General features: G+C 58.9%; 25 protein-coding genes and 2 pseudogenes. 15 read left to right on the top strand and 12 right to left on the bottom strand.

The window, feature by feature from the left end:
• Positions 1-60 precede the first annotated feature (60 nt).
• From CAF80_RS15000 to CAF80_RS14990, 3 genes and pseudogenes are all read left to right on the top strand, one after another.
• Entirely contained in the window at positions 61-696 is a 636-nt protein-coding gene (locus CAF80_RS15000; protein WP_039767385.1) for a lytic polysaccharide monooxygenase auxiliary activity family 9 protein, read from the top strand.
• A gap of 39 nt (positions 697-735) precedes the next feature.
• Positions 736-1,761, top strand: a pseudogene (locus CAF80_RS14995) (chitinase); the annotation flags it as partial.
• A 142-nt stretch (positions 1,762-1,903) separates the two neighbouring features.
• Positions 1,904-2,494: an NUDIX domain-containing protein gene (locus CAF80_RS14990; RefSeq protein WP_074688922.1), complete on the top strand. Its 591-nt coding sequence runs from the start codon at positions 1,904-1,906 to the stop codon at positions 2,492-2,494.
• Here the strand turns inward: CAF80_RS14990 and CAF80_RS14985 are convergent.
• Entirely contained in the window at positions 2,491-3,006 is a 516-nt protein-coding gene (locus CAF80_RS14985) for a methylated-DNA--[protein]-cysteine S-methyltransferase (RefSeq protein ID WP_074688920.1), read from the bottom strand. The two genes, CAF80_RS14990 and CAF80_RS14985, sit on opposite strands and share 4 nt — an antisense overlap.
• Before the next feature lie 136 nt (positions 3,007-3,142).
• On the opposite strand from CAF80_RS14985, the gene ggt reads away from it, so the two are divergent.
• The 3 genes from ggt (at position 3,143) to CAF80_RS14970 (ending at position 6,598) form a co-directional block, all read left to right on the top strand.
• Complete coding sequence (ggt, locus tag CAF80_RS14980) at positions 3,143-4,870, top strand: gamma-glutamyltransferase (protein WP_085667540.1); 1,728 nt, start codon at positions 3,143-3,145, stop codon at positions 4,868-4,870.
• Positions 4,871-4,935: 65 nt separating this feature from the next.
• Positions 4,936-5,469 (top strand): cysteine hydrolase family protein, encoded by a 534-nt coding sequence (locus CAF80_RS14975; RefSeq protein ID WP_039767374.1) that lies wholly within the window; start codon positions 4,936-4,938, stop codon positions 5,467-5,469.
• A 109-nt stretch (positions 5,470-5,578) separates the two neighbouring features.
• On the top strand, positions 5,579-6,598 hold the full coding sequence (locus CAF80_RS14970) for a lysozyme inhibitor LprI family protein (RefSeq protein ID WP_074688918.1): 1,020 nt from the start codon (positions 5,579-5,581) through the stop codon (positions 6,596-6,598).
• 9 nt (positions 6,599-6,607) lie between these two features.
• On the opposite strand, the gene CAF80_RS14965 is transcribed toward CAF80_RS14970, so the two are convergent.
• Complete coding sequence (locus tag CAF80_RS14965) at positions 6,608-7,249, bottom strand: TetR/AcrR family transcriptional regulator (protein ID WP_074689303.1); 642 nt, start codon at positions 7,247-7,249, stop codon at positions 6,608-6,610.
• Between the two features lie 123 nt (positions 7,250-7,372).
• Here CAF80_RS14965 and CAF80_RS14960 point away from each other — a divergent pair, with 123 nt between their 5' ends.
• Positions 7,373-7,831, top strand: a complete 459-nt coding sequence (locus CAF80_RS14960) for a GNAT family N-acetyltransferase (protein ID WP_074688916.1) — start codon at positions 7,373-7,375, stop codon at positions 7,829-7,831.
• Between the two features lie 123 nt (positions 7,832-7,954).
• Positions 7,955-8,569: a hypothetical protein gene (locus CAF80_RS14955; protein ID WP_074688914.1), complete on the top strand. Its 615-nt coding sequence runs from the start codon at positions 7,955-7,957 to the stop codon at positions 8,567-8,569.
• Positions 8,570-8,625: 56 nt separating this feature from the next.
• Here CAF80_RS14955 and CAF80_RS14950 read toward each other — a convergent pair whose 3' ends face one another.
• Both CAF80_RS14950 and CAF80_RS14945 read right to left on the bottom strand, forming a co-directional pair.
• The gene (locus CAF80_RS14950; protein ID WP_039767367.1) at positions 8,626-9,171 is read right to left on the bottom strand and encodes a hypothetical protein; all 546 of its coding nucleotides are present in this window, start codon (positions 9,169-9,171) and stop codon (positions 8,626-8,628) included.
• 77 nt (positions 9,172-9,248) lie between these two features.
• Positions 9,249-9,545 carry a hypothetical protein gene (locus tag CAF80_RS14945; RefSeq protein WP_085667541.1) on the bottom strand — a complete coding sequence of 99 codons (297 nt, stop codon included), beginning with the start codon at positions 9,543-9,545 and terminating at the stop codon, positions 9,249-9,251.
• A 174-nt stretch (positions 9,546-9,719) separates the two neighbouring features.
• Here CAF80_RS14945 and CAF80_RS14940 point away from each other — a divergent pair, with 174 nt between their 5' ends.
• On the top strand, positions 9,720-11,165 hold the full coding sequence (locus tag CAF80_RS14940; RefSeq protein ID WP_085667542.1) for a SulP family inorganic anion transporter: 1,446 nt from the start codon (positions 9,720-9,722) through the stop codon (positions 11,163-11,165).
• Between the two features lie 19 nt (positions 11,166-11,184).
• On the opposite strand, the gene CAF80_RS14935 is transcribed toward CAF80_RS14940, so the two are convergent.
• The gene (locus tag CAF80_RS14935) at positions 11,185-11,703 is read right to left on the bottom strand and encodes a carboxymuconolactone decarboxylase family protein (protein ID WP_085667543.1); all 519 of its coding nucleotides are present in this window, start codon (positions 11,701-11,703) and stop codon (positions 11,185-11,187) included.
• A gap of 134 nt (positions 11,704-11,837) precedes the next feature.
• On the opposite strand from CAF80_RS14935, the gene CAF80_RS14930 reads away from it, so the two are divergent.
• Positions 11,838-12,659 (top strand): AraC family transcriptional regulator, encoded by an 822-nt coding sequence (locus CAF80_RS14930; RefSeq protein WP_085667544.1) that lies wholly within the window; start codon positions 11,838-11,840, stop codon positions 12,657-12,659.
• A 3-nt stretch (positions 12,660-12,662) separates the two neighbouring features.
• On the opposite strand, the gene CAF80_RS14925 is transcribed toward CAF80_RS14930, so the two are convergent.
• Positions 12,663-13,556, bottom strand: a complete 894-nt coding sequence (locus CAF80_RS14925; protein ID WP_085667545.1) for a DMT family transporter — start codon at positions 13,554-13,556, stop codon at positions 12,663-12,665.
• An 89-nt stretch (positions 13,557-13,645) separates the two neighbouring features.
• On the opposite strand from CAF80_RS14925, the gene CAF80_RS14920 reads away from it, so the two are divergent.
• The 3 genes from CAF80_RS14920 (at position 13,646) to CAF80_RS14910 (ending at position 16,265) form a co-directional block, all read left to right on the top strand.
• Positions 13,646-14,977 carry a PLP-dependent aminotransferase family protein gene (locus CAF80_RS14920; RefSeq protein ID WP_074688903.1) on the top strand — a complete coding sequence of 444 codons (1,332 nt, stop codon included), beginning with the start codon at positions 13,646-13,648 and terminating at the stop codon, positions 14,975-14,977.
• A 55-nt stretch (positions 14,978-15,032) separates the two neighbouring features.
• Positions 15,033-15,416 carry a cytochrome c family protein gene (locus CAF80_RS14915; RefSeq protein WP_074688901.1) on the top strand — a complete coding sequence of 128 codons (384 nt, stop codon included), beginning with the start codon at positions 15,033-15,035 and terminating at the stop codon, positions 15,414-15,416.
• A gap of 153 nt (positions 15,417-15,569) precedes the next feature.
• A complete protein-coding gene (locus CAF80_RS14910) occupies positions 15,570-16,265 on the top strand; it encodes a hypothetical protein (protein WP_085667546.1) in 696 nt (231 codons plus the stop codon).
• 6 nt (positions 16,266-16,271) lie between these two features.
• Here the strand turns inward: CAF80_RS14910 and CAF80_RS14905 are convergent.
• A pseudogene (locus CAF80_RS14905) lies at positions 16,272-16,424 on the bottom strand (HIT family protein); the annotation flags it as partial.
• 70 nt (positions 16,425-16,494) lie between these two features.
• A complete protein-coding gene (locus tag CAF80_RS14900; RefSeq protein ID WP_074688895.1) occupies positions 16,495-18,174 on the bottom strand; it encodes a sensor domain-containing diguanylate cyclase in 1,680 nt (559 codons plus the stop codon).
• 174 nt (positions 18,175-18,348) lie between these two features.
• Between CAF80_RS14900 and CAF80_RS14895 the strand changes: the two genes are divergently transcribed.
• Entirely contained in the window at positions 18,349-18,684 is a 336-nt protein-coding gene (locus CAF80_RS14895; protein WP_085667548.1) for a hypothetical protein, read from the top strand.
• A gap of 73 nt (positions 18,685-18,757) precedes the next feature.
• On the opposite strand, the gene CAF80_RS14890 is transcribed toward CAF80_RS14895, so the two are convergent.
• The 4 genes from CAF80_RS14890 to CAF80_RS14875 form a co-directional block, all read right to left on the bottom strand.
• Positions 18,758-19,198 carry a hypothetical protein gene (locus CAF80_RS14890; protein ID WP_039767350.1) on the bottom strand — a complete coding sequence of 147 codons (441 nt, stop codon included), beginning with the start codon at positions 19,196-19,198 and terminating at the stop codon, positions 18,758-18,760.
• A 115-nt stretch (positions 19,199-19,313) separates the two neighbouring features.
• Positions 19,314-19,631, bottom strand: coding sequence for a hypothetical protein (locus tag CAF80_RS14885; RefSeq protein WP_085667549.1), 318 nt, complete (start codon positions 19,629-19,631; stop codon positions 19,314-19,316).
• A gap of 89 nt (positions 19,632-19,720) precedes the next feature.
• On the bottom strand, positions 19,721-20,122 hold the full coding sequence (locus tag CAF80_RS14880; RefSeq protein WP_039767347.1) for a hypothetical protein: 402 nt from the start codon (positions 20,120-20,122) through the stop codon (positions 19,721-19,723).
• 113 nt (positions 20,123-20,235) lie between these two features.
• Positions 20,236-20,559, bottom strand: a complete 324-nt coding sequence (locus tag CAF80_RS14875) for a hypothetical protein (protein WP_085667550.1) — start codon at positions 20,557-20,559, stop codon at positions 20,236-20,238.
• A 283-nt stretch (positions 20,560-20,842) separates the two neighbouring features.
• Between CAF80_RS14875 and CAF80_RS14870 the strand changes: the two genes are divergently transcribed.
• Complete coding sequence (locus tag CAF80_RS14870; protein WP_039767345.1) at positions 20,843-22,450, top strand: ATP-dependent endonuclease; 1,608 nt, start codon at positions 20,843-20,845, stop codon at positions 22,448-22,450.
• Positions 22,451-22,453: the final 3 nt, after the last annotated feature.

The raw sequence follows: 22,453 nt of genomic DNA, 5'->3' as shown, positions 1-22,453 counted from the left end.
CCGTTAGCTTGAAGGCCTCTCCTCGGACTGGAGAGTTCTTAAATCAACGGAGTGAAAAACATGAACCAACCACAAGCTCAAACCCAACTGCGACACGGTCGCGTCATTTCCCCTGCAAGCCGCGGCGCGGTGGCCATCGAGCAAGGATTGCTCGGTGGCTGGCAGGTCAATGAAATGGAGGGCGGCAAGAACTTCCCGGCACTCGCGGCTGGTCCGTTCCCCGCGCCGTTCGAAAGCGACAACCCGAGCGTCGTACCGCCCGCTGACGGCTATATTCTCAGTGGCGGCAAGAACGACGCACGTGACTGTGTGAACTTCACCGCAGAAGAAATGAGCAAGAAACTCGGGCGCCCGTTCTCCTGGCCACTGCTCAATGTCACTCCCGGCCAGACCCTTGAGGTCAAATGGGAATACACCGCGCCGCACACCACTCGCGGTTACCGCTGGCTGATCACCAGAGATGGCTGGGACCCGAAACAACGCATCACCCGAGCGCAATTGGAAGCGCAACCGTTTGCCGAGGATTTCTATCCGCAAGTGCCGTACTACAGTCATGCGGCGGAATTGAAAGCCAAGGTCACCCACACGGTGCAACTGCCGGGCAACAAGCAGGGGCATCACGTCATCGTTCTGATGTGGATCGTCGCCAACACCGGCAACGCCTTCTATCAGGCCTTCGATGTGGACTTCAAATAAGTCCGCAACGTCCACCCACACGTTCTGAAGGATTAGAACATGTCAAACATTGACTTCACCCTATTGAATAACCAGGCCAGCGATGCGGCATCGCTGATGCCGAGCCTTGCCGGCAAGAAGATCCTCATGGGTTTCTGGCACAACTGGCCGGCCGGCCCGAGCGATGGTTACCAGCGCGGCCAGTTCGCCAACATCACCCTGGAAAACGTCCCGAAGGAATACAACGTGGTCGCGGTGGCCTTCATGAAGGGCAGCGGGATTCCGACCTTCAAGCCGTTCAACGTCTCCGATGCCGAGTTTCGCCGTCAGGTCGGCGTGCTCAACAGTCAGGGGCGGGCGGTGCTGATTTCCCTGGGCGGTGCCGATGCGCACATCGAGTTGCGCGCCGGTCAGGAGCAACCGCTGGCCAACGAAATCATCCGTCTGGTGGAAACCTACGGCTTTGACGGCCTGGACATCGATCTTGAGCAGAGCGCGATTGATTTCGCTGCCAACAAGACCGTCCTGCCGGCCGCGCTGAAACTGGTCAAGGATCACTACGCAGGCGAAGGCAAGCATTTCATCATCAGCATGGCGCCGGAGTTTCCGTACTTGACCGCCTCCGGCAAATACGTCGGATATCTGCAGGCGCTGGAAGGCTATTACGACTTCATCGCTCCGCAGTTCTACAACCAGGGTGGTGACGGGGTCTGGGTGCCGGAAGCCAATAACGGCAGCGGAGCGTGGATCGCCCAGAACAACGACGCGATGAAAGAGGATTTCCTCTATTACCTGACCGAGAGCCTGGTGACCGGCACTCGCGGTTTCACCAGGATCCCGGCGGACAAGTTCGTCATCGGCCTGCCGGCCAACGTCGATGCCGCCGCCACCGGTTACGTGATCGACAAGACCGTGGTCGGCAACGCGATGAAACGCCTGGCGGTCAAAGGGCATCCGATCAAGGGCCTGATGACCTGGTCGGTGAACTGGGACAATGGCACCAGCAAGGATCGCGTGCCGTACAACTGGGAGTTCTGTCGGCGTTATGGGCCGCTGATTCACGGCGCGCCCTCTGCGGCACAGGGTGCTGATGCAGCGACGGTGAACGTGGCACATCAGTAGTCAATGAAGGAAAGCCCGGTAGCGCTGCCGGGCTTTTTTTCGTCGGCGGTTCGCATCATTTCACCTACCATGGCCATCTTCCGATGACAAAAAAGGATCAGGCGTCATGTCTAACACAGCCGAGCGGGTCAACATCGTCGATACCCAGGTGTTGTCCCACGACTGGTATCTGCTGAAGAAAATCACCTTCGACTATCACCGCAACAACGGTGACTGGCAGCGCCAGACGCGCGAGGTCTACGACCGTGGCAATGGCGCGGCGATTCTGCTGTTCAACCGCGAGCAACGCACCGTGGTGCTGACCCGACAGTTCCGCCTGCCGGTGTTCGTCAACGGTCACGACGGTTTGCTGATTGAAGTGGCGGCCGGACTGCTCGAAGGCGCGGCGCCGGAGCAGCGCATCCGCGACGAGGCCGAGGAAGAAACCGGTTACCGCGTGCATGACGTGAAGAAGGTGTTCGAGGCCTACATGAGCCCCGGCTCGGTGACCGAGAAATTGCACTTTTTCATCGCCGAGTACGATGCCTCGTCAAAGGTCAGTGAAGGGGGCGGTCTGGAAGAAGAGACCGAAGAACTGGAAGTGCTGGAGTGGCGTTTCGACGACGCGCTGGCGGCGTTCCAGCGAGGCGAGATCTGCGATGCCAAGACCATCATGCTGCTGCAATACGCGGCGATGAATAACCTGTTTGGCAGTTAAAACAAGTCACCGGTTTTACCAATGTTCGACCACTGGCCACCCTCCAGGGTCAGCAGACGCTCCTTGGCTTCCAGGCCTCCGGCAAAACCGGTCAGTTTGCCTGAGGCGCCGATGACTCGATGGCACGGCGCAATGATCGAAATCGGATTGCGCCCGTTTGCCGCGCCGACCGCACGCACCGCACTCGGGTGGCCGATCTGTTCGGCAATCTGGCTGTAGGTGCGGGTTTCGCCAAACGGAATGGTCAGCAACGCGGCCCAGACCTTTTTCTGGAATTCGGTGCCGGCAAAGTCCAGCTCCAGATCGAACGCGTTTCGCGTTCCTGCAAAATATTCTTCCAGCTGTCGCGCGGTTTTCAGCAACAGCGGATTGTCCGGTGCCTCGCTCATCGGCCCCAGGCGCACCCGGTTCGGTTTGTCGTTTTCCCAGAGGATGGCGGCCAGACGTGAGCCGTTCGCGACCAGCTTCAACTCGCCGACGGGCGAGGGCAGGGTGATGAACGTGTAAGCCATGGGAAAAACTCCGGTACGGGGGCGAAAACTGCGCCCAGCATACTGCCGGATCAGGGAGGCGCAAACCGTAATCGCGACCATACTGGCTGATGCTCTTGAAGCGCTTTCCTACCTTATAAAAAGAAGAGACCGACTCATGAAGTACGAACCTTTTGCCAAATCGCTGATTGCGACCTCATTGGCGCTCAGCTGCCTTATGGCCCATGCGGCTTCGGTTGCCCCGGTGGCCGCCGAAAACGGCATGGTGGTCACCGCGCAGCACCTGGCCACTCACGTGGGTGTCGACGTGCTGAAAAGTGGTGGCAACGCGGTGGATGCGGCGGTCGCCGTGGGTTATGCACTGGCAGTGGTTTACCCGGCGGCGGGCAACCTCGGTGGCGGTGGTTTCATGACCATTCAACTGGCGGACGGACGCAAGACCTTCCTCGACTTCCGCGAAAAAGTCCCGCTGGCCGCGACGGCCAACATGTACCTCGACAAGGACGGCAACGTCATCCCTGATCTGAGCACCCGTGGCCACCTCGCGGTCGGCGTTCCGGGCACCGTGTCCGGCATGGAGCTGGCACTGAGCAAGTACGGCACCAAACCGCGCAAGGAAATGATTGCCCCGGCCATCAAACTGGCTGAAGAAGGGTTTGAACTGGAACAGGGCGACGTCGAGCTTTTGGAGTACGCCACGGACGTGTTCAAGAAAGACATCAAGGATTCCGGCGCGATCTTTCTGAGCAACGGCGAGCCGATGCAGGTCGGGCAGAAACTGGTGCAGAAGGACCTGGGTAAAACCCTGCGCACCATTTCCGAAAAAGGCGCCGACGGTTTTTATAAAGGCTGGGTGGCCGACGCCATCGTTACCTCCAGCCAGGCCAACAAGGGCATCATTACCCAGGCCGACCTCGACAAATACAAGACCCGCGAACTGGCCCCGGTGGAGTGCGACTATCGCGGCTATCACGTCGTATCGGCACCGCCGCCAAGCTCCGGTGGCGTCGTGATCTGCCAGATCATGAACATCCTCGAAGGCTATCCAATGAAGGATCTGGGCTTCCATTCGGCCCAAGGCATGCACTACCAGATTGAGGCGATGCGCCACGCGTACGTGGATCGCAACAGCTATCTGGGCGACCCGGATTTCGTGAAGAATCCGATCGAACACCTGCTGGACAAGAACTACGCGACCAAGCTGCGCAACGCGATCCAGCCGCAGAAGGCCGGTGTGTCGGCAGAACTCAAACCCGGCGTCGCGCCCCATGAAGGCAGCAACACCACGCACTATTCGATCGTCGACAAGTGGGGCAACGCGGTCTCGGTCACCTACACCCTCAACGACTGGTTCGGCGCGGGTGTGATGGCGAGCAAGACCGGGGTGATCCTCAACGATGAAATGGACGACTTCACTTCCAAGGTCGGCGTACCGAACATGTACGGCCTGGTGCAGGGTGAGGCCAACGCCATTGCTCCGGGCAAGGCGCCGCTGTCCTCGATGAGCCCGACTATCGTCACCAAGGACGGCAAAGTGGTGATGGTGGTCGGTACGCCGGGTGGCAGTCGCATCATTACCGCGACGTTGCTGACCATGCTCAACGTCATCGACTACGGCATGGGCCTGCAGGAAGCGGTCGACGCGCCACGTTTCCACCAGCAGTGGATGCCGGAGGAAACCAACCTCGAAGACTTCGCCGCCAGCCCCGACACGAAGAAGATTCTCGAGAGCTGGGGCCACAAGTTCGCGGGTCCGCAGGACGCCAACCACATCGCTGCGATTCTGGTCGGTGCACCGTCGCTGGGGGGTAAACCAGTCGGAAAGAACCGCTTCTACGGCGCCAACGATCCACGGCGCAACACCGGGTTGTCATTGGGTTACTGAGCGGAGTAAAAAGGGGGCGGGCACAGGTCCGCCCCTGTCCAAGGACCGATCAAGGAAGGCTCACCATGACCACCGCATTGCTGATCATCGATGTCCAGCGCGCCCTGTGCGCGGGCGAATACGAGTGCCACGACGCCAAACGGGTAATCGACACCATCAACGGCCTCAGCGCCCGTGCGCGCCAGTCGGGTGTGCCGGTGGTGCTGATCCAGCACAACGAAAAGGACAGCCCGTTCGCCCACGGCGCCGAAGGCTGGCAATTGGCTGAAGGCCTGAACACTGCACCTGGCGATCTGCGCGTCGACAAGACCGCCAACGACTCGTTCTACCAGACCAATCTGCAGAAACTGATCCCCCGGGAAGACTTCGACCGCCTGGTGATCTGCGGCATGCAAACCGATTACTGCGTCAACGCCACCGTGCGTCAGGCCCACCAGTTGGGCTACGACGTGGAGCTGGCGGCCGACGCCCATACGACGGTCGACAACGGCAACATGAGCGCCGAAGACATCATCGCCGAACACAACAAGGACTGGGCGCACCTGACCGGTTCCGTGGCGCGGATCGATGTGAAGCCGGCGGCCGGGATCACATTCTGACTCTTTCTTGCGCTAGAGCCCGGTTGTCCGCCAGCAACCAGTGAAAAATCCAGAGCATCGATAGCCCGAGCCCGGCATACTGCCGCCGCCTCAGGAATGGAATCTGTCGATGCTCGCTTTCAATCTCCGTCACGCCTTGCTGCTGACGTGTCTCGTATTTGCTACCACGTCCCACGCTGCCAGTTTTGACTGCGCCGGCGCTTCCAGCCCCGTTGAAAAGGCCGTTTGTGCGGATCCGTATACCTCGAGTCTCGATGAGAAACTCGGGGCGCTCTGGCGGACAACGTTGGCGCAGGTGGCTGACCCGCAAGCGCTCAAGGCTGATCAGCGTTCATGGTTGAAACAGCGCAATCAATGCGCTGCCAATAGCTCCTGCCTGCGCCGTGAATATTTGATGCGTCTGAAAGCGCTTGAATACGTGGCCAAGCCTTTCAGCTGGGATGCCACCTGGCAGATGATTCCGTGGGGCGTTTCATCGGCGGCAGAAGTCATAACCAAGCGTGTGGACGCCACGCATATTGCCTTTGATGTTTCTGCGTCAAATGGTGGCAACTCTGGTGACATGGACGGTGTGGCCACAATCGACGGTGCCGTAGCGCATTTCGCTGAAGGCAACTGCACCCTGAAATTCAGCGCCCTCAACGGTTTGCTGGATGTTGATTCCGATGGCGGTGAGGGGGCTTGTGGTGGCGGGATGGGCGTTTACTACGATGGAAGGTATGTGGCATCTGACCAACCGATCGCGATTGAATACGACTTGCTGAGCCTTGGCGTCGTGCGTACGCAGCAAGAAGATCAGGCATTACGCACGTTGCTCAAAAATGACTATCAGACGCTGCTGCAAAATAGCGGCTCAATGGCAGCCGGCGAGACCTCTAGTGATGTGCCGGGGGGTGAGGTCAATGAGTTCTGGCTGCGAGGTCTGGCTTCCAGCAACGCGGCGATTCTGATGAGCGCGCCGGGAGGCCGAGTTTGGCTGGTGCTATTGGTTTTCGATGAGCAACGCAAAGTCAGGGCGCGGTATTACACCAACGTTCCCAAATGGAAAAAGCGGGTGCCTGATGTGCTGCTGGCGTGGCATGAACGCTTGGCGGGAGAGGCGACACTGCCCCTGGACCTGATGCCCTGACTCTCACGTTCAGGTCGCAAACATCAACCTGCGAACATCACTCACCGGCTCGGACACGGCACCGCTCAACACCAGCCGCGTAATCGTCTGCGCCGCCACCGCATAATCCTCATCCTGCGGCACCTCCCGCCCGGTGATGCGCCCCATCTGCCAGCCAATGTTGGTGTAGGTGCGCGTCGCCGACCAGATGAACAACATCAAATGCTCGGGATCGACCGGCGCCAGCAGACCACGGTCGATCCAGCTGCGCAGGCACTCGACATTCCGCCGTGCCTCACCGTGCAATAGGTCGCGGCATTCGTCGGGCAACTGACGGCCGCCGAGCAGCAACTCACTACTGAAAACCTTGGCGATCGCCGGATGCTCGCGGGCGATGCGGATGCGGGCGGCAACGTAGGCGCGCAGGCCAATCAGTGGGTCGTCGCTTTCGCGCAGCACCGCCGAGGCTTCCAGCAACGGTTCGACGAAGCCGATCAGCACTTTGCCGTAGAGGTTTTCCTTGCTCTGGAAGTAGTAATACAGGTTGGCTTTGGGCACACCGGCGCGTGCGGCGATGTCGCGGGTCTGGGTCGCGTCGAAGCCGTTGGCGGCGAATTCTTCACTGGCGGCGGCCAGGATCAGTTGCTGGTTGCGTGCGCGGATGCTGCTCATGGACGGCATGGAGGTCTGGCCATTTCGGGTTCGAAATATACAAAACTATATAGCGATTAAGCCAGCGAACTCGTTTCTCGGCGCTATGCTGGTTTCAATTTCAATAACGTCAGGAAAAGGCCAATGACTCTCCGGGCCCTGCGCGCCACGACGACTCACCTCGACGCGGTGGCGAAGCTGTTCGACGCCTATCGCGGCTTTTATGGCCAGCCGTCGAACCTCGAGCAATCGCGAGCCTTTATTGCCGAGCGCATGGCCGGCAATGAATCGGCGATTTTTCTGGTGGAGGATGAAAGCGGTGAGGCGCTCGGATTCGTCCAGCTGTATCCGACGTTTTCCTCGATTGATGCCCATCGCACCTGGCTGCTCAGCGACCTGTTCACCACGCCGGCCGCCCGTGGCCGTGGAGTGGGGCGGCTTTTAATGAACACCGTCCGCGACTTCGCCGTCGAAACCGGCGCCAAGGGACTGGTGCTGGAAACCGCCACCGATAATTTCAGCGCCCAGGGTTTGTACGAATCACTCGGTTGGGTGCGCGATACGGGCTATTACACGTACACCCTCGATTTGCGCCAAAGCTGAGCTGGCGCACTCTTTTTCAGGTTTTTCCCGAATCAGGTCTTTTCCTGAACGTAGACGATCACTAGAATCCGCCCCGGTGCTCCGCAATGGAGGCTCTTTGATATCACTTTTAGGGAAGACATCATGCAATTCGGGAAAATCCTGGCGCTGGGTCTGGTGCTCGCGCTGGGCGGCTGTGCCAGTTTCACCCAGGACGAAGTGGCTCCGGTCACGCTGCCATCGATGGCCAGTTATGCCAACAAGCCAAACATCTATGTCGATTTCGACTTTTACCAGGGCGAGCCGAAAAGCGCTTCCGCCGTGGAAATGCCACAAGCTCGGGACATGCTCAAACCGCAATTGCAAACCGTCCTGAAGGATTCGGGTTTGTTCGGTCGTGTGACCTTCGACCAGTTCGAGAAGCAGCCAGGTGACTACAGCCTGCGTCTGAAAATGTACAACCATCCACCGAATGGCGGTCAGCTGGTGCTGGCGTTCATCAGTGGTCTGAGCATGACGATCATTCCAGCCTATGCCACCGACCAGTACACCATGAGCCTGGAAACCCTCGATCAGCAAGGCCAGCCGCTGTCCACCGCGAGTAACCACGACGCGGTCGGCACCTGGATGGGCATCTGGTTCCTCCCGCTGGCGTTCAATACGCCGAAAGCGGCGGTGACCGATACATTCACTCGGCAGGTCAATGCGTTGCTCAAGGAATGGGCCGATAGCAACCGTCCGAAGTATTCGGGTATCTGACTCACTCCAGCGAGTGGGCAAAAAAAGAGCCGCAATCGCGGCTCTTTTTTTTGCCCTTACTTCAGGGCCTGAATGAACTGTGGATCGCTGTACAGATTCTTCAGCAAGTCCTGCAGCATCGGGTTGTAGGCGTTGGTCGCGTTGGGAATCGCGATAAAGCCGAAAAAGCTGCTGTTCCACTGATGGCTGACATCTTTGGTGGCGTCGTACACCACATCGTTGCCATTGCGCAGGGTGAAACGCGCAGCGATGGTGCCATCACCGGTACCCATGCCAGCGTTCAACTGGTTTTTCACGACCAGTACCTGCAGATGACGCGTCGCCTGCGGATCGAGCAGACCAGCCTTGCGCAGTTCTTCGGTGATCGCGTCCTGGATATGCGCCGGGATGCTGCCGGTCGGCGACTTGATCGGGTTGGCGCGGACCATCAACGAGCCTTCGCCCGATTCAGCGGTCACCTGTGGATTGCTGATCGCGTGCAGCGGCGGGGTTTGCTTGAGCTTCTGAACATTGTCGAAGCTTGGCTCGTAACGGGCCATGGTCATGCCACAGCCTTGCAGGAGCAGAGCAAACAACGGGATCAACAACAGCGATTTTTTCACGGCAGTTCCTTGCGCGTAGAAGAGGGGGGCGAATTATGGGCAGAGTGCCATCATTGAGCAACTCTGATTGCCGTCTCTCATTCACGTTGCCGCAACAAGCCTTCGATCTGCGCCAGTTCCCAGGTACTCAACAGACTGACCGGATCGGTGCCGAAGCGCTGCCGGGTGTCGAGCGTCCATTCGCGACCGTCCGGGCACAGACAATCAGCGCAGTGATGCAGGCGCTGGCCGTCGAAGTCCAGTTGCAAGCGCCAGCCTTCAATGTCGACCGCAACCCGATCCGCTCGCGCGTCCATCACCCGCAAGGCACACACGCCCAGCGCGGCATCGCGCAAGCGCTGGCACACTTCGCGGCTGGTCAATTCGCTCGGCATCCGAGGCTCCACTGGCAAAAACTGCGCGCCAGCATAAAGCGCGTGCCGACGGTTGTCAGCGATGACTGGCCCACGCCGGTGCATTTGCGTAACATCCGCAACCCTCTTTTTCCGCGGCGCTCTTTTGCGCCAATGCATGCGGCCGCGCCCGTCGGCCACTCTGTCAGGTAAGCCATGAAACCGATTCGTCTGCGCGCCGATGTCCTGGCCGGACTCACCACCTCGTTTGCCCTGTTGCCCGAATGCATTGCGTTTGCGCTGGTGGCTCACCTCAATCCGCTGATGGGCCTGTACGGCGCCTTCATCATTTGCACGCTGACCGCGCTGTTCGGTGGCCGGCCGGGCATGGTCTCCGGAGCGGCGGGTTCGATGGCGGTGGTGATCGTTGCGCTGGTGGTGCAGCACGGCGTGCAGTACCTGTTGGCGACGGTTTTGTTCGGCGGCTTGATCATGATGGCGTTCGGGCTGTTGCGGCTGGGCAAACTCGTGCGAATGGTACCGCACCCGGTGATGCTCGGGTTCGTCAACGGTCTGGCGATCATCATTGCATTGGCGCAACTGGAGCATTTCAAGAGCGGCGAACAGTGGCTCAGCGGCACGCCGCTGTACCTGATGACCGGGCTGGTGCTGCTGACCATGGCCATCGTCTACATCCTGCCGCGCCTGACCCGCGCGGTGCCGCCGGCACTGGTGGCGATCCTCGGCGTAGGCTTGCTGGTCTACCTGCTCGGTCTGCCGACTCGCACCCTCGGCGACATGGCGCACATCGCCGGCGGCCTGCCGACGTTTGCGCTGCCGGACATCCCGTGGAATCTCGACACACTGCGCATCATCGCGCCCTACGCGATTCTGATGGCGCTGGTCGGTTTGCTGGAAACCCTGCTGACCCTCAACCTCACCGACGAAATCACCGAAACCCGTGGCTACCCGGATCGCGAATGCGTGGCGCTGGGGGCGGCAAACGTGGTCTCCGGTGCATTCGGCGGTATGGGCGGTTGCGCGATGATCGGCCAGACCGTGATCAACCTCAGTTCCGGCGGACGCGGACGGTTGTCTGGCGTGGTAGCGGGGGTGCTGATTCTGTTGTTCATTCTGTTTCTGTCGCCGCTGATCGAGCGGATTCCGCTGGCGGCGCTGGTGGGGGTGATGTTCGTAGTGTCGCAGCAGACGTTTGCCTGGGCTTCGTTGCGGGTGCTGAACAAAGTGCCGCTCAACGATGTGCTGGTGATCATCGCGGTAACCACCATCACGGTGTTTACCGACCTGGCCACGGCCGTGCTGTGCGGGATCATTATCGCGGCGCTGAATTTTGCCTGGCAGCAAGCGCGCGAGCTTTACGCCGATGAGCATCTGGAAGCGGACGGCAGCAAACTCTATCGCCTGCACGGCACACTGTTCTTTGCCTCGACCACGCCGTTTCTCAATCAGTTCGACCCGGCCAGCGATCCGCAACGGGTGACGCTGGATTGCCGGCACCTGAGCTTTGTCGATTACTCGGCCATCGCCGCGCTGAAAACCCTGCGCGAACGCTATGCCAAGGCGGGCAAGCAGTTGCAGGTGTTTCACCTGTCCGAACGCTGCAAGAAATTGCTGAAACGCGCCGGGGTCGATCACGACTGAGATCGACCCCGGTCACTGGTCAGGCATCGATAGCAGGGAAATCGATGTCGGTGAGTGCCGCGTTGTTCAGGTAGTTGGTGAGGGTTTGCACAGCGACGAGGGCGATCACTTCGATGATCTTCTTGTCGTCGATGCCGGCAGCGCGGGCGGCGGCAATCTGTTCATCGCTCAAGTGACCACGGGTTTCGGTCAGTTGATGGGCGAGGGTGGCAAAGGCATTGAGCCGGCCATGACGCGCTTCGACGATTTCTTCTGCTGCCAGCCCGGCCTTGCTGGCGAACAGAGTGTGCGCCGCCAGGCAATAGTCGCAACCGTTGACTTGCGAGGTGGCCAGGTACACCGCCTCTTTTTCCTTGGCACTCAGGGATGTCTTGCCCAGGGTTGCCGAGATTTGCACGTAGGCATCCAGCGCGACAGGTGCAACGGCCAGGGTCTTGAACAGGTTGGGCAGGAAACCGATTTTTTTCTGCACGCCTTCAAGCACTGGGCGAGTGGCGTCAGTGGCGGTTTCGAGGCTGAGAGGGGCGATGCGGCTCATGGTGATTCTCCGAAAGTCCGGTGCGAAGTGCGCCGGGGATGGAGGTCATGTTATTGAGCGCGGCTGGTGCTTTGGGTGCAAATCGTCGAGGATATGCGACAGATCGTCCAAACCTGTCCTTGCGAGAATCAGTCATGGATCGCCTTTCTACGTTGCTCAGCCATTTCGGCGTCAATGCCGGCACCTTTCACAGCGGCACGTTCTGTGGAGTGAGCGCCTACGGCGGCGACCAGGTGTGCGGGCATGTGCACCTGTTGCAGGCGGGGGAGTTGTTGCTCAAACCGGGCAATGATCCTGAAGTCTCGCTCAATGAACCGACCCTGATCTTTTTCCCGCGCCCCATGGCCCATCGCTTGTTCGCCAACGAAGTCATGGGCACGCAACTGGTGTGCGCTTCGCTGACCTTCGACGGCGGCGCGGGCAATGCTTTGGCGGCAGCGCTGCCGGATTATCTGGTGCTGAAACTCGCCGACCTGCCGGAAATGGCCAGCACCCTGGAGTGGCTGTTCAGGGAAGCCTTCGACGGCCATTGCGGCCGTGAAGCGGTGATGGACCGGCTGTTCGAGTTGCTGGTGATTCTGTTGTTGCGCCATCTAATCAGCAGTCGCAACCAGCAGCCGGGCATGATGGCCGGGCTGGCCGATCCGAAGATTTCCCGAGCCTTGAACCTGATGCACGAGCAACCGGCCAAGGCCTGGAGCGTCGCCGAACTGGCGAGCGCCGCCAACCTGTCCCGCGCCGGTTTCGCCGACCACTTCCGGCGGGTGGTGGGGCAGACGCCGGTGGATTATCTGGTGAACTGGCGGATCAGCCTCGCGCAGAAACGCCTGCGCGAGGGACGACCGATCGCCCTGATTGCCGAAGAAGTCGGTTATGAAAGTCCTTCGGCGCTGGCCCGGGCGTTTCGACGCAAGACCGGGCTCAGTCCGCGGGAATGGAAGGCTGGCGCGAGTTGAAGACTATCTGGCGAATTTCTTTGCCCCGGCCACGCACAGGATCACCCCCAGCGTAACCACCAGCATGCCCACGCTGACATGCTCATGGAGCAAGGTCGCGGCCAGTGCCAGGCCGAAAAACGGCTGCAGCAATTGCAACTGTCCGACCGCCGCAATCCCGCCCTGGGCCAGGCCGCGATACCAGAACACGAAACCGATCAGCATGCTGAACAGCGAAACGTAAGCCAGACACACCCACGCCGACACGCTGATACCGCTGAACGAGGCGGGCGCAAGCCATACGCTCAGCACGGCCATCACCGGCAACGACAACACCAGCGCCCAGCAAATCACCTGCCAGCCGCCGAGGGTGCGCGACAGTTTTGCGCCTTCGGCGTAACCGAGGCCGCAGGCGAGAATCGCCGCCAGCATCAGCAGATCGCCGGCGGGCGAGGCAGTCAGGCCTTGCGAGATCGCGAAGCCGACCACCAGCGAACTGCCCAGCACCGAAAAAATCCAGAACACCGGACGCGGCCGTTCGCCACCGCGCAACACACCAAAAATCGCCGTCGCCAGCGGCAGCAATCCTACAAACACAATTGAGTGCGCCGACGTCACGTATTGCAGCGCCAGGGCCGTCAACAGCGGGAAACCCACGACCACGCCCAGCGCCACGATCAACAACGAGAACCACTGATCCCGCGCCGGACGCCGTTCGCGAAACAGCCACAACAGGCACAACGCCAGGGCGCCGGCGATGGTCGCGCGGATGACGGTGAGAAACACCGGGTCGAACTCCAGCACCGCCAACCGCGTGGCGGGGAGCGAGCCGCTGAAGATCACGACGCCGATGAAGCCATTGATCCAGCCGCTGGTTTTTTCCAGGGCCGGGGTGCCGAGGTGGGTGGTTCGTTCCATGGATGTGGCGCTCGGAGGTGGGTTGCGTTGGATCGATCCTAGGGCTGAGAATCAGCACAATCAAAAAATTGTCATGGATACAAGCCGACATGCCGCGCTCCCGCTACAAGACCCTCGTCGACACCTATGCTGCCGATATCCGCGCCGGCCGCCTGTTGCCCGGCACGCGGCTGCCGACTCACCGGCAATTGGCAGCCAGCGAAGGGCTGGCGCTGGTCACGGCCTCGCGCGTATACGCCGAGCTCGAGGCCATGGGCCTGGTCAGCGGCGAAGCCGGGCGCGGCACGTTCGTGCGGGAAACGTCGTTGTTGCCGGGGCAGGGCATCGACCAGAAAGACGTCGCGGTGGGCATGATCGATCTGAACTTCAACTACCCGTCATTGCCGGGGCAGGCCGAGCTGCTGCGCACCGCGTTGCGGCAGCTGGCGTTGTCCGGCGACCTTGAAGCGCTGCTGCGCTATCAGCCCCACGCCGGTCGCCAGCATGAACGGGCCTCGGTGGCGCGGCACCTGCAAACACGGGGCTTGAGTGTCGAGGCCGAGCAGGTGCTGATCGTCAACGGCGCGCAGCAAGGGTTGGCGGTGACGCTGATGGCGCTGCTCAAACCCGGCGATGTGGTTGCCGCCGACGCCTTGACCTATTCGGGATTCAAAGTGCTGGCCGAAGCGCTGCACCTGGAAGTGGTGGCGATTCCCGTGAAAGAGCAGGGCCCCGATCTGGCGGCCCTCGACAGACTTTGCCGCCAACGACCGGTGCGTGCGGTGTACAGCATGCCTACCCTGCACAACCCACTGGGCTGGGTGATGCCTTTGGAGCAACGTGAGGACTTGATCGCGATTGCCCGCCGGCATGATCTGACAATCATCGAGGACGCGGCCTACGCCTTTCTGGTCGATAACCCGCCACCTCCCTTGGCGGTTCTGGCACCGGAGCGCACGGTCTACGTCTCAGGCCTGTCGAAAAACATTGCCACCGGCCTGCGTGTCGGCTTCATCGCCGCGCCGGTCGAACAGGTGGCGGCGCTGGAGCGGATCATCCGCGCGACCACCTGGAACACCCCCGGGGTGATGACCGCCATCGCCTGCGGCTGGCTCGACGACGGCACCGTCAATTTGCTCGAAGCACAAAAACGCAGCGACGCCCAGGCCCGGCAAGCCCTGGCCGCGCAGATTCTCGAAGGACTGTCGACTGTCGGCCATCCCTCTTCGTATTTCCTTTGGCTGCCGCTGCCGGAAGATGTTCGGGCCGACCATATCGTGGTGGAGTTGATGCACGAACAGGTTTCCGTCACGACCGCAGAACCCTTCACCGTTTCAGCCCATGTGCCCCATGCGATTCGTCTGGCGTTGGGATCGGTGGACATGCTTGCCCTGCGTCAAGCCTTGCTCAAAGTCCGCCAGGTCGTGGGCGCCTACCTGTAGCGCAAGTGACCGCGCAGGATTACCCTTGGCGCCGCCGAAGCTCTGGAAATCCCTGATGAAAAACGCTGCAGTGACTTTCGCCCTGATCCTCAACGCTGGCCTGCTCAGCACACCCGTTCTGGCCGCTGGTGACGCCGAGGCCGGCGCAAAAATCTTCCCGCGCCTGTGCGGCGGCTGCCATCAGGTCGGTGAATCTGCCCGCCCGGGCTTCGGCCCCGAACTCAACGGCATCATCGGCCGCCCGGCGGGGACGTCGGCGAATTACGTGTACTCCGACGCCATGAAAAACTCCGGCCTGACCTGGGATCGTGAAACGCTGACGAAGTATCTGAAGGATCCGAAGGGGGTGGTCCCGGGGACGCGGATGATCTTTTGGGGGCTGAGTGACGAGGAGAAGATTGATAATTTGTTGGCGTATCTGCAGACGTTTTCTCAGTAATGAAGCGCCTGTGCGGGAGCTGCACATTTGAGGGGGCGGGGCGTTAGCCTTGCACGCGCCCCAATTTTTCCGTGGCAATGAGTCATGCCAGGTTCAAGGATTGGCGAGTGCGGGCGATAAGTCTGATGTCCAATCCCTCGAACTTTCCCCACCATGAAAAAATTGCTCGTTGTTATTGGCGCACTCTTGCTGTTATGTGGATGCGTCACCAAGAACTTCAGTGTCGAAGATCGTCAACAGATCAAGACACTGAAGGTGCTACCGGTATTTGTTGCCGTCGATAACTTCAAATACACCAGCATGACTCAAGCCTGGAGCGCGGGACTGGGTGCCGGTGCCGGGGCGGCCACTGGGATGGCGGCCGGTGCATCGACGACACAAGTCAATGCATTGGCAGGCGCGGGGTCCGTTGCGGGGACAAAAAATGGTGATGTGCTGACGGGGGATATTTCCCGGGCAATCCTCAACAACATGAAGGCCAATGATATCGACCTGGCCAAACTGGTCCGCCAGAGTTTCGTTGACCGGGTTCAGCAGGAGCGGCTGTTCACAATAGTCGGAGAAGGCGAGCAGGCCGACGCCGAAATCGAAATCATGGTCGGACAGTGGGGGCTGTGCCTCAAAAACTTCAGCGAGGTGCTGTATCCGGTGATCGGCGCCAACGCCCAGATCAAGCGCAAGGGTTCGGCGGTCTGGCGAAACTTTGAAACGATCACGGTATTCAATGATGCCAACAACCTTGCCTATCTACCGGAGCAATACGCGAAAGATCCGGAAGTCCTGCGCAAGGCATTTACCCATGTGTCTGATCTGCTGATGGCTGAACTGGTCAAAGATATGAAGCAATAAAGCGGTTTACTTCAGCGCCAGCCTCAATCGCGCAGTCACATCTTTGATCGACGCCCCCTGAATCGCAGGGGGTGTCGGGCTTTCGCCAAACTCTCGCCAGATAAACAACGTCAACTCGGCGCCATCGGTGGCAGTCTGCGCATTCTCCAGACTGCCGAATGCCATGTGGTGATTGAGAATCCAGTGTTCGGTCTCGTGGAGGATGAATCGTGGCGGGATCGAGTGCGCATCAGCCATTTTCGCTCACCTCGATGAGCGAAGCCTGGCAGGCCACTTGATTGCGACCTGCCGCTTTTGCCTTGTACAACCGCTGATCGGCACGTTTGACCAGTGCTGTCGGGGTGTTGTCGGCCGGGTCGGCCAGGCCGACACCAATGCTTACGGTAACGAGCCCGACCAGCGGAAATGTCGCTTCGGCAATGGTGGTCCGGATCTTCTCGGCGACCACTTCCGGGGTGTCCGGTTTGGCGATTTCCGGCAGCAGCACGGCAAACTCCTCACCGCCATAGCGTGCGACAAAATCGGTGGCCCGGGTGCTGATCTGTATGAGTTGCGCCAGTTGTCGCAGCACGTCATCTCCGACCGCGTGGCCGTGGGTATCGTTGATGCGTTTGAAATGATCGACGTCGATCAGCAACAACGCAAACGGCCGTCCGGTACGGCGAAACAAAAGACTGTACTCGGTGAGCTTTTCGTCAAGCCGGCGACGGTTGAACGCGCCGGTCAAACCATCATGAGTTGCCAGACTCAGCAGTTCGGCATTGGCCTGGGTGAGGGCAGCGGTACGTTGTGCGACCGTGGCTTCCAGCGAAGCGTTGGCTTCCTGCAACTCGCGCTCCTTGGCCAGCAGCGATTGGGTCATCGTGTCGATGGACTGGCCGAGCTGGGCGATTTCCCGAACCGGATGCTGCAACTGAAAACGCGTCCCCGGCTGATTGTTCTGCACCTGTTGAGCCGAGCGTGCCAATTGCTCGATCGGGCGACTCAGGTACAGCGCCAGATAGTAGGCGACCAGTGCAAACACCACCGCAGCCATCACCCCCAGCAGCAACAATTTATAGAGCAGCAGGCGCGCCGGTTGCAGCGCGGTGTCCAACGGCTGGCGCACGGCAATCGACCAGGATAACGCAGTGCTCAAGGGCGTCGGCACCGTCACCGCACTGGTCAGGTAACCGTCGCCGACGGTCCAGCCCGGCGAGTCGGGATTATTCGCTGCCAGTTGCTGGCCAACCAGCGCTTCCGGATACAGCACCTTGCCGTCGTGATCGACGATCAATGCCTCGATGTCCGGCGCGACGCCTTTGTGCGAAAGCGCCGCCGATTCGACGATGCGTGTCACCCAACTCCAGTGCGCGTGGGCGCCGAGCACGCCGATCACCTGGCCGTCGGCATTGTGAATCGGCGCGGCGAAATCGATGAAGCGCAGCGGTTCGCCATTCGCCAGCGCCGGCAACATTTTTGCCAGCAACACGGCTTCGTGTGGGTCGCCGGTGTATTCACCGCGCAAACCCGCCTGGAACCACGGACGCTGTTGGACAGACTGGCCCACCAGCAATCCGTTGACGGCCTGATGCACTTGACCGTTGGCGTCGGCGATACCCATCCACGCATATTCGGCGCGGGCCTGGGTGCGCAGCTGCATCGATTTGAGGATCGCCGGGTTATCCAGATCACCACGCTCCAGATGCGGCGCACGACTGAGCAGATAAACCTCCAGTTGTCGCTCACGCAATTGCTCACCCAGCAATGCTGCGGCCGACCGTGCGGTGCTCAACAGGGCATTGCCGCTGGCCTGTTTCATTTGTTCGGTGGCGATGTGGCCGACATAGAAGCCAACGCTCAACAGCGTCAGCAGGGACAAGCCGGCAAACCAGAGAGTCAGGTGGCTACGCAGACTGGCTTTGAGCATGGAGAAATGTCTGTCTTTATTGGAGTGGCGCCATGGTATGCGACATCGCGGACGGGCTGCCAGCAAGGCGTTTAATGAAAGTCTGCCGAGGCCGATATCAATGAGCCACTGTGTTCGGTAAAGTGTGCGCCGCCCGAGAGACGGATCCCGGGCGTTTACCCATGGAGTCTTGCAGTGAAATACCTCAGCAAAGTAGTCGCCGCCGCACTGTTCGGTGTGGTTCTGGCAGGTTGCACCGGCACCCCGATGAACACCAGACATTACGACAGCAGCCAATACACCGTGATTGGCCACAGCGAAGCCACTGCCACCGGCCTGATGCTGTTCGGCGTGATCCCGATCCGGCAGAACAGCCGTTTCGTCCGTGCACAGGATGCCGCCATCAAGGCCAAGGGCGGCGATGCCATGATCAACACTCAGATTCAGGAAAACTGGTTCTGGGCGTGGGTCCTGAGCGGCTACACCACCAAGGTCTCCGGTGATGTGGTCAAACTGAAAACCGTGCAATAAGCACCGGTTGGACGTGAAAAAGCCCGGCTGATCAGGCCGGGCTTTTTGTTTGTACAGCGGTAGAGCGTTTGATTCAGGCGACGCGGCGTTCTTGCAGGCGATCAGCGCCACCTTCGGCAACGCGGCGTTCCAGCAGACGATCCGAGCCACCTTCAGCAACGCGGCGTTCTTGCAGACGATCAGCACCACCTTCAGCAACGCGGCGTTCTTGCAGACGATCAGCACCACCTTCAGCCACGCGGCGTTCGATCAGACGATCAGCGCCACCTTCGGCAACGCGGCGTTCGATCAGACGATCAGCACCACCTTCAGCCACACGGCGTTCGATCAGTCGATCAGCGCCACCTTCAGCCACACGACGTTCGATCAAACGATCCGAACCACCCTCAGCTAAACGACTTTCAATCAGCCGATCCGAACCGCCTTCGGCGATCATGGTGTGGGCGGGTTTGGCTGCAAAAGCGTTGACTGCAAGAACCGAGAAAGCGATGCCGAGAAGGATTTGGCGTTTCATGATCGTGTGCTCCAGGGGGGTTGTTTGTTTGGTATGGAGCCGATGTTACGCCGCGGATTTTTTATGAGAACTTCATTGAACTGATGGTGACTATCGACGCCAGCAATGAATGCCGTTATCGCTGCATGTGCCTGATTTCATTGGCCAACTCGTAGGCTTGCTCACGGAGTTCGGCAAATTTTGCATTCAGTTCGCCATAGCCGCGCTTCCAGGCAAATGCACCGTTGATGCTGGTTTGTCCGAGCACGACATCATTGAAGGACCCCATCCCGCCATAGGCCGAGAGCAGCCATGTGATTCCGGAATAATTAGAGTCCAGCAATCGTGCGCGAGCTTTTCGCATCCACGCGCTCCAGTGCGCTTCTCCGTCGCTTTCCAGAACACTGATTAGCTCATTCAGTACCTTGATCAGCGTTTCGGTTTTCGGGCCCATGTTCAATGAGTGCTCCTTTTGATGAGGCGTAGATATTCAACCAGTGACGACTTCAAGACGCCGAAGAGTGAGCGTTGCGCAAAGAGCGATCAAACAAGCTGACGCTTCACGTCCAGCGCGATCGAGGCAAAGCCTTTACCTGTGCCCGGATTAGATGTCGAAGTATTTTGCATCGACGAGACGTCCTCCCAGCGATCCACGGATTCAATGTGTTCATGGGAGGCGTCCGTATCGATTTCAAATGCGATGAAACATTCGTTTTGATCCAGCAAAAGTCCGAACAGGCGAGGCATGCCGGGAAAGTCGATTTCCAGTTCCAGCACGATGGACGACGACCAGTCGATGCCTTGGTACTCTGCGTATCGGGCCAGGGCGACAGGTACACCCTGTTTGCGCCATTCACTGGCGCAAAGCATCAAACGATGCGCAACGACTGCGTTTTGCTCCTGCACGTTGAGCTGTTTTTTCTTCAGTAGTCGTTCAATGTCCATGGGAAACCTGAAATTCGCAGCGTCGGGCTAAGAGCTTACCCAGCAAACGCAAAAAGCGCGCGCAAAGAAAAGCCCGGCTGATCAGGCCGGGCTTATCTTTATGCGCTGCTTACTTATGCAACGCGTCGTTCGATCAGACGATCCGAACCACCTTCAGCCACGCGACGTTCGATCAGACGATCAGCGCCACCTTCAGCAACACGACGTTCGATCAGACGATCCGAACCACCTTCAGCGACGCGGCGTTCGATCAGACGATCCGAACCACCTTCAGCCACACGGCGTTCGATCAGACGATCCGAACCACCCTCGGCCAAGCGACTTTCAATCAACCGATCCGAACCGCCTTCGGCGATCATGGTGTGGGCGGGTTTGGCTGCAAAAGCGTTGACTGCAAGAACCGAGAAAGCGATGCCGAGAAGGATTTGGCGTTTCATGATCGTGTGCTCCAAGGGTGTTGTTTGTTGGGTATGGAGCCGATGTTACGCCGCGGATTTTTTATGAGAACTTCATTGAACTGATGGTGACTATCGACGCCAGCAATGAATGCATGTCGGTTTTGTGAGGGATGTTTTCGTGTTCGTTCATTGCCGTCACGTCGTTGCCTCAAACGACCTAGTCTGCTACCGATACAGTTGAATGACTGTTGCCTGTTGCTTTGCCGATCGGGGGATGAACGCGATCATGCTGAGTATTCCCAATGTTTAACCAGGTGAAATTTTGCACATAGAAAAAATCAAGTTCAGTGCGTTACGAGGTGTCATTTTTCATGTCGGTAATGACATGTTCGGAGCCGATGCCGGGTTTCTCGATTTGCCAAGCGCTCATTTGGAACAGATCAATGTTTTCGGAGGACGAAACGGGTCGGGCAAGTCGACGCTGCTAGATGTGGTGCGGGCCCTATCCGAGCCTCGATTGTTTCAAACGCTTAAGCGCTCAGCGTTGAATCAGCAAGTCTTTCACGGCATGGACCTCACTTTCAGGGGAGGGAACACGAAATACCCTAAGTCTCCTTCTCCACTGGTTCTGCACGTGGAGTTTGAGTCTTCCCGCACACCACCGGTTCTGGCATTGCGCGTACTTGATCGGGCCAATCACGATGAAATAATTCTGGACGAGCTCTATTCAAGGATCCTTCCTGCAGGAATGACGATCACCGAGGTGAATAAAGTTAACCAGATCGTAGACAGAATGGGGGTTGTTATCGGCTATTGGCGCGGGCCTGAACAGGTTTGTTTAAGCAAAGACTTTGTCGTCGCGTTGAGAAGTATTCTGTCCGAGTTGGCCGGGGTCGACGAGGTGGAGCTCTCGTCTGCCGCTGACTTGCGAAATACCGCTTCTGTGAATTTGAGGCTTTCTGCCGATCCGACCATTGCTCAAGCGGTTCCGTTTGAATATCTGCCGTCAGGCTGGAAGGCTGCCTCAGGTTTGCTGGCATGGGTCAAGAAGCAAAACAATGGCGCTATTTTGGTTATCGAGGAGCCAGAAACTCATTTGCATCCGCGCCTTCAACGCGTACTGGCAATGAAGCTGGCCGCACTGGCCAGGAAAAAGGATCTGCAATTGCTGGTCTCATCGCATTCCTCGGTATTTCTCAGCCCGGAGGTTTGGAAATCTACGGATAGGAAGCCAGCAGTTGACGTTGCGCATTTTCATGTCGACGGCCAGCACATCCGTGCCTTGCATGGCCCTCGTGTAGAGAACTCACCGCAGCAGTTATTGAACGAATTGGGTGTGCGCGCCAGCGATCTCTACCAGGCGAATTTCGTGATTTGGGTAGAAGGTCCGTCGGATCGCATCTACATAAAGTACTGGTTGGAGCGTTGGTGTCAGACGAACAGGCAAAAATCCCCCTTGGAGAATGTCCACTATTCGTTTGTTTTGTACGGTGGCTCTGTCCTTTCTCACTATCAGGCGAATGAAATTCTGAAGGTCGGCCAAACCATTTCCATGCTGAGCATCAACAGGAACTCGTTCGTGGTTGTTGATTGTGATCATGACTTCAAATTTGACCAGGGCGTGCGTGTTCGTACCCGGGATGAGTCTTCGAAATACAAGATTCTCGATGCACTGAGTGAGGACAGAACCTGGATTACCCATGGTTACACCGTGGAATGGTACTTACCGCGCAAGTTCGGCAAGTATTTGATCAGAAAAAAGGACGGGACCATCGCGATCGGTACGGCGCTGACCAAAGTCGAGCTCGCAAAAAAATATGTGAAGGCTACGGCGAGTAGCGGTTTTCGCAATCTCTTCAAACGTAATCAAGCCAACCCGATCAACGAGATCGCAAAGATCTTCCAACTTATCAACGATGCCAATAAGTGAATG

The sequence above is a fragment of the Pseudomonas sp. B34(2017) genome, from assembly GCF_002112915.1.
Classification (GTDB): domain Bacteria; phylum Pseudomonadota; class Gammaproteobacteria; order Pseudomonadales; family Pseudomonadaceae; genus Aquipseudomonas; species Aquipseudomonas pharyngis.
Note: the sequence above shows the minus strand (reverse complement) of the source record. Positions and strands in the feature narration are given on the sequence as shown.

Excerpts from the sequence above, each read along its gene's own strand:
- CAF80_RS14890 (WP_039767350.1), bottom strand. The coding sequence starts at position 19,198 with ATGAAACGCCAAATCCTTCTCGGCATCGCTTTCTCGGTTCTTGCAGTC.
- CAF80_RS14935 (WP_085667543.1), bottom strand. The coding sequence starts at position 11,703 with ATGAGCCGCATCGCCCCTCTCAGCCTCGAAACCGCCACTGACGCCACT.
- CAF80_RS15000 (WP_039767385.1), top strand. The coding sequence starts at position 61 with ATGAACCAACCACAAGCTCAAACCCAACTGCGACACGGTCGCGTCATT.
- ggt (WP_085667540.1), top strand. The coding sequence starts at position 3,143 with ATGAAGTACGAACCTTTTGCCAAATCGCTGATTGCGACCTCATTGGCG.
- CAF80_RS14925 (WP_085667545.1), bottom strand. The coding sequence starts at position 13,556 with ATGGAACGAACCACCCACCTCGGCACCCCGGCCCTGGAAAAAACCAGC.
- CAF80_RS14945 (WP_085667541.1), bottom strand. The coding sequence starts at position 9,545 with ATGCCGAGCGAATTGACCAGCCGCGAAGTGTGCCAGCGCTTGCGCGAT.
- CAF80_RS14875 (WP_085667550.1), bottom strand. The coding sequence starts at position 20,559 with ATGAAACGCCAAATCCTTCTCGGCATCGCTTTCTCGGTTCTTGCAGTC.
- CAF80_RS14920 (WP_074688903.1), top strand. The coding sequence starts at position 13,646 with ATGCCGCGCTCCCGCTACAAGACCCTCGTCGACACCTATGCTGCCGAT.
- CAF80_RS14910 (WP_085667546.1), top strand. The coding sequence starts at position 15,570 with ATGAAAAAATTGCTCGTTGTTATTGGCGCACTCTTGCTGTTATGTGGA.
- CAF80_RS14990 (WP_074688922.1), top strand. The coding sequence starts at position 1,904 with ATGTCTAACACAGCCGAGCGGGTCAACATCGTCGATACCCAGGTGTTG.
- CAF80_RS14885 (WP_085667549.1), bottom strand. The coding sequence starts at position 19,631 with ATGGGCCCGAAAACCGAAACGCTGATCAAGGTACTGAATGAGCTAATC.
- CAF80_RS14985 (WP_074688920.1), bottom strand. The coding sequence starts at position 3,006 with ATGGCTTACACGTTCATCACCCTGCCCTCGCCCGTCGGCGAGTTGAAG.
- CAF80_RS14930 (WP_085667544.1), top strand. The coding sequence starts at position 11,838 with ATGGATCGCCTTTCTACGTTGCTCAGCCATTTCGGCGTCAATGCCGGC.
- CAF80_RS14915 (WP_074688901.1), top strand. The coding sequence starts at position 15,033 with ATGAAAAACGCTGCAGTGACTTTCGCCCTGATCCTCAACGCTGGCCTG.
- CAF80_RS14965 (WP_074689303.1), bottom strand. The coding sequence starts at position 7,249 with ATGAGCAGCATCCGCGCACGCAACCAGCAACTGATCCTGGCCGCCGCC.
- CAF80_RS14960 (WP_074688916.1), top strand. The coding sequence starts at position 7,373 with ATGACTCTCCGGGCCCTGCGCGCCACGACGACTCACCTCGACGCGGTG.
- CAF80_RS14900 (WP_074688895.1), bottom strand. The coding sequence starts at position 18,174 with ATGCTCAAAGCCAGTCTGCGTAGCCACCTGACTCTCTGGTTTGCCGGC.
- CAF80_RS14880 (WP_039767347.1), bottom strand. The coding sequence starts at position 20,122 with ATGGACATTGAACGACTACTGAAGAAAAAACAGCTCAACGTGCAGGAG.
- CAF80_RS14970 (WP_074688918.1), top strand. The coding sequence starts at position 5,579 with ATGCTCGCTTTCAATCTCCGTCACGCCTTGCTGCTGACGTGTCTCGTA.
- CAF80_RS14955 (WP_074688914.1), top strand. The coding sequence starts at position 7,955 with ATGCAATTCGGGAAAATCCTGGCGCTGGGTCTGGTGCTCGCGCTGGGC.
- CAF80_RS14940 (WP_085667542.1), top strand. The coding sequence starts at position 9,720 with ATGAAACCGATTCGTCTGCGCGCCGATGTCCTGGCCGGACTCACCACC.
- CAF80_RS14975 (WP_039767374.1), top strand. The coding sequence starts at position 4,936 with ATGACCACCGCATTGCTGATCATCGATGTCCAGCGCGCCCTGTGCGCG.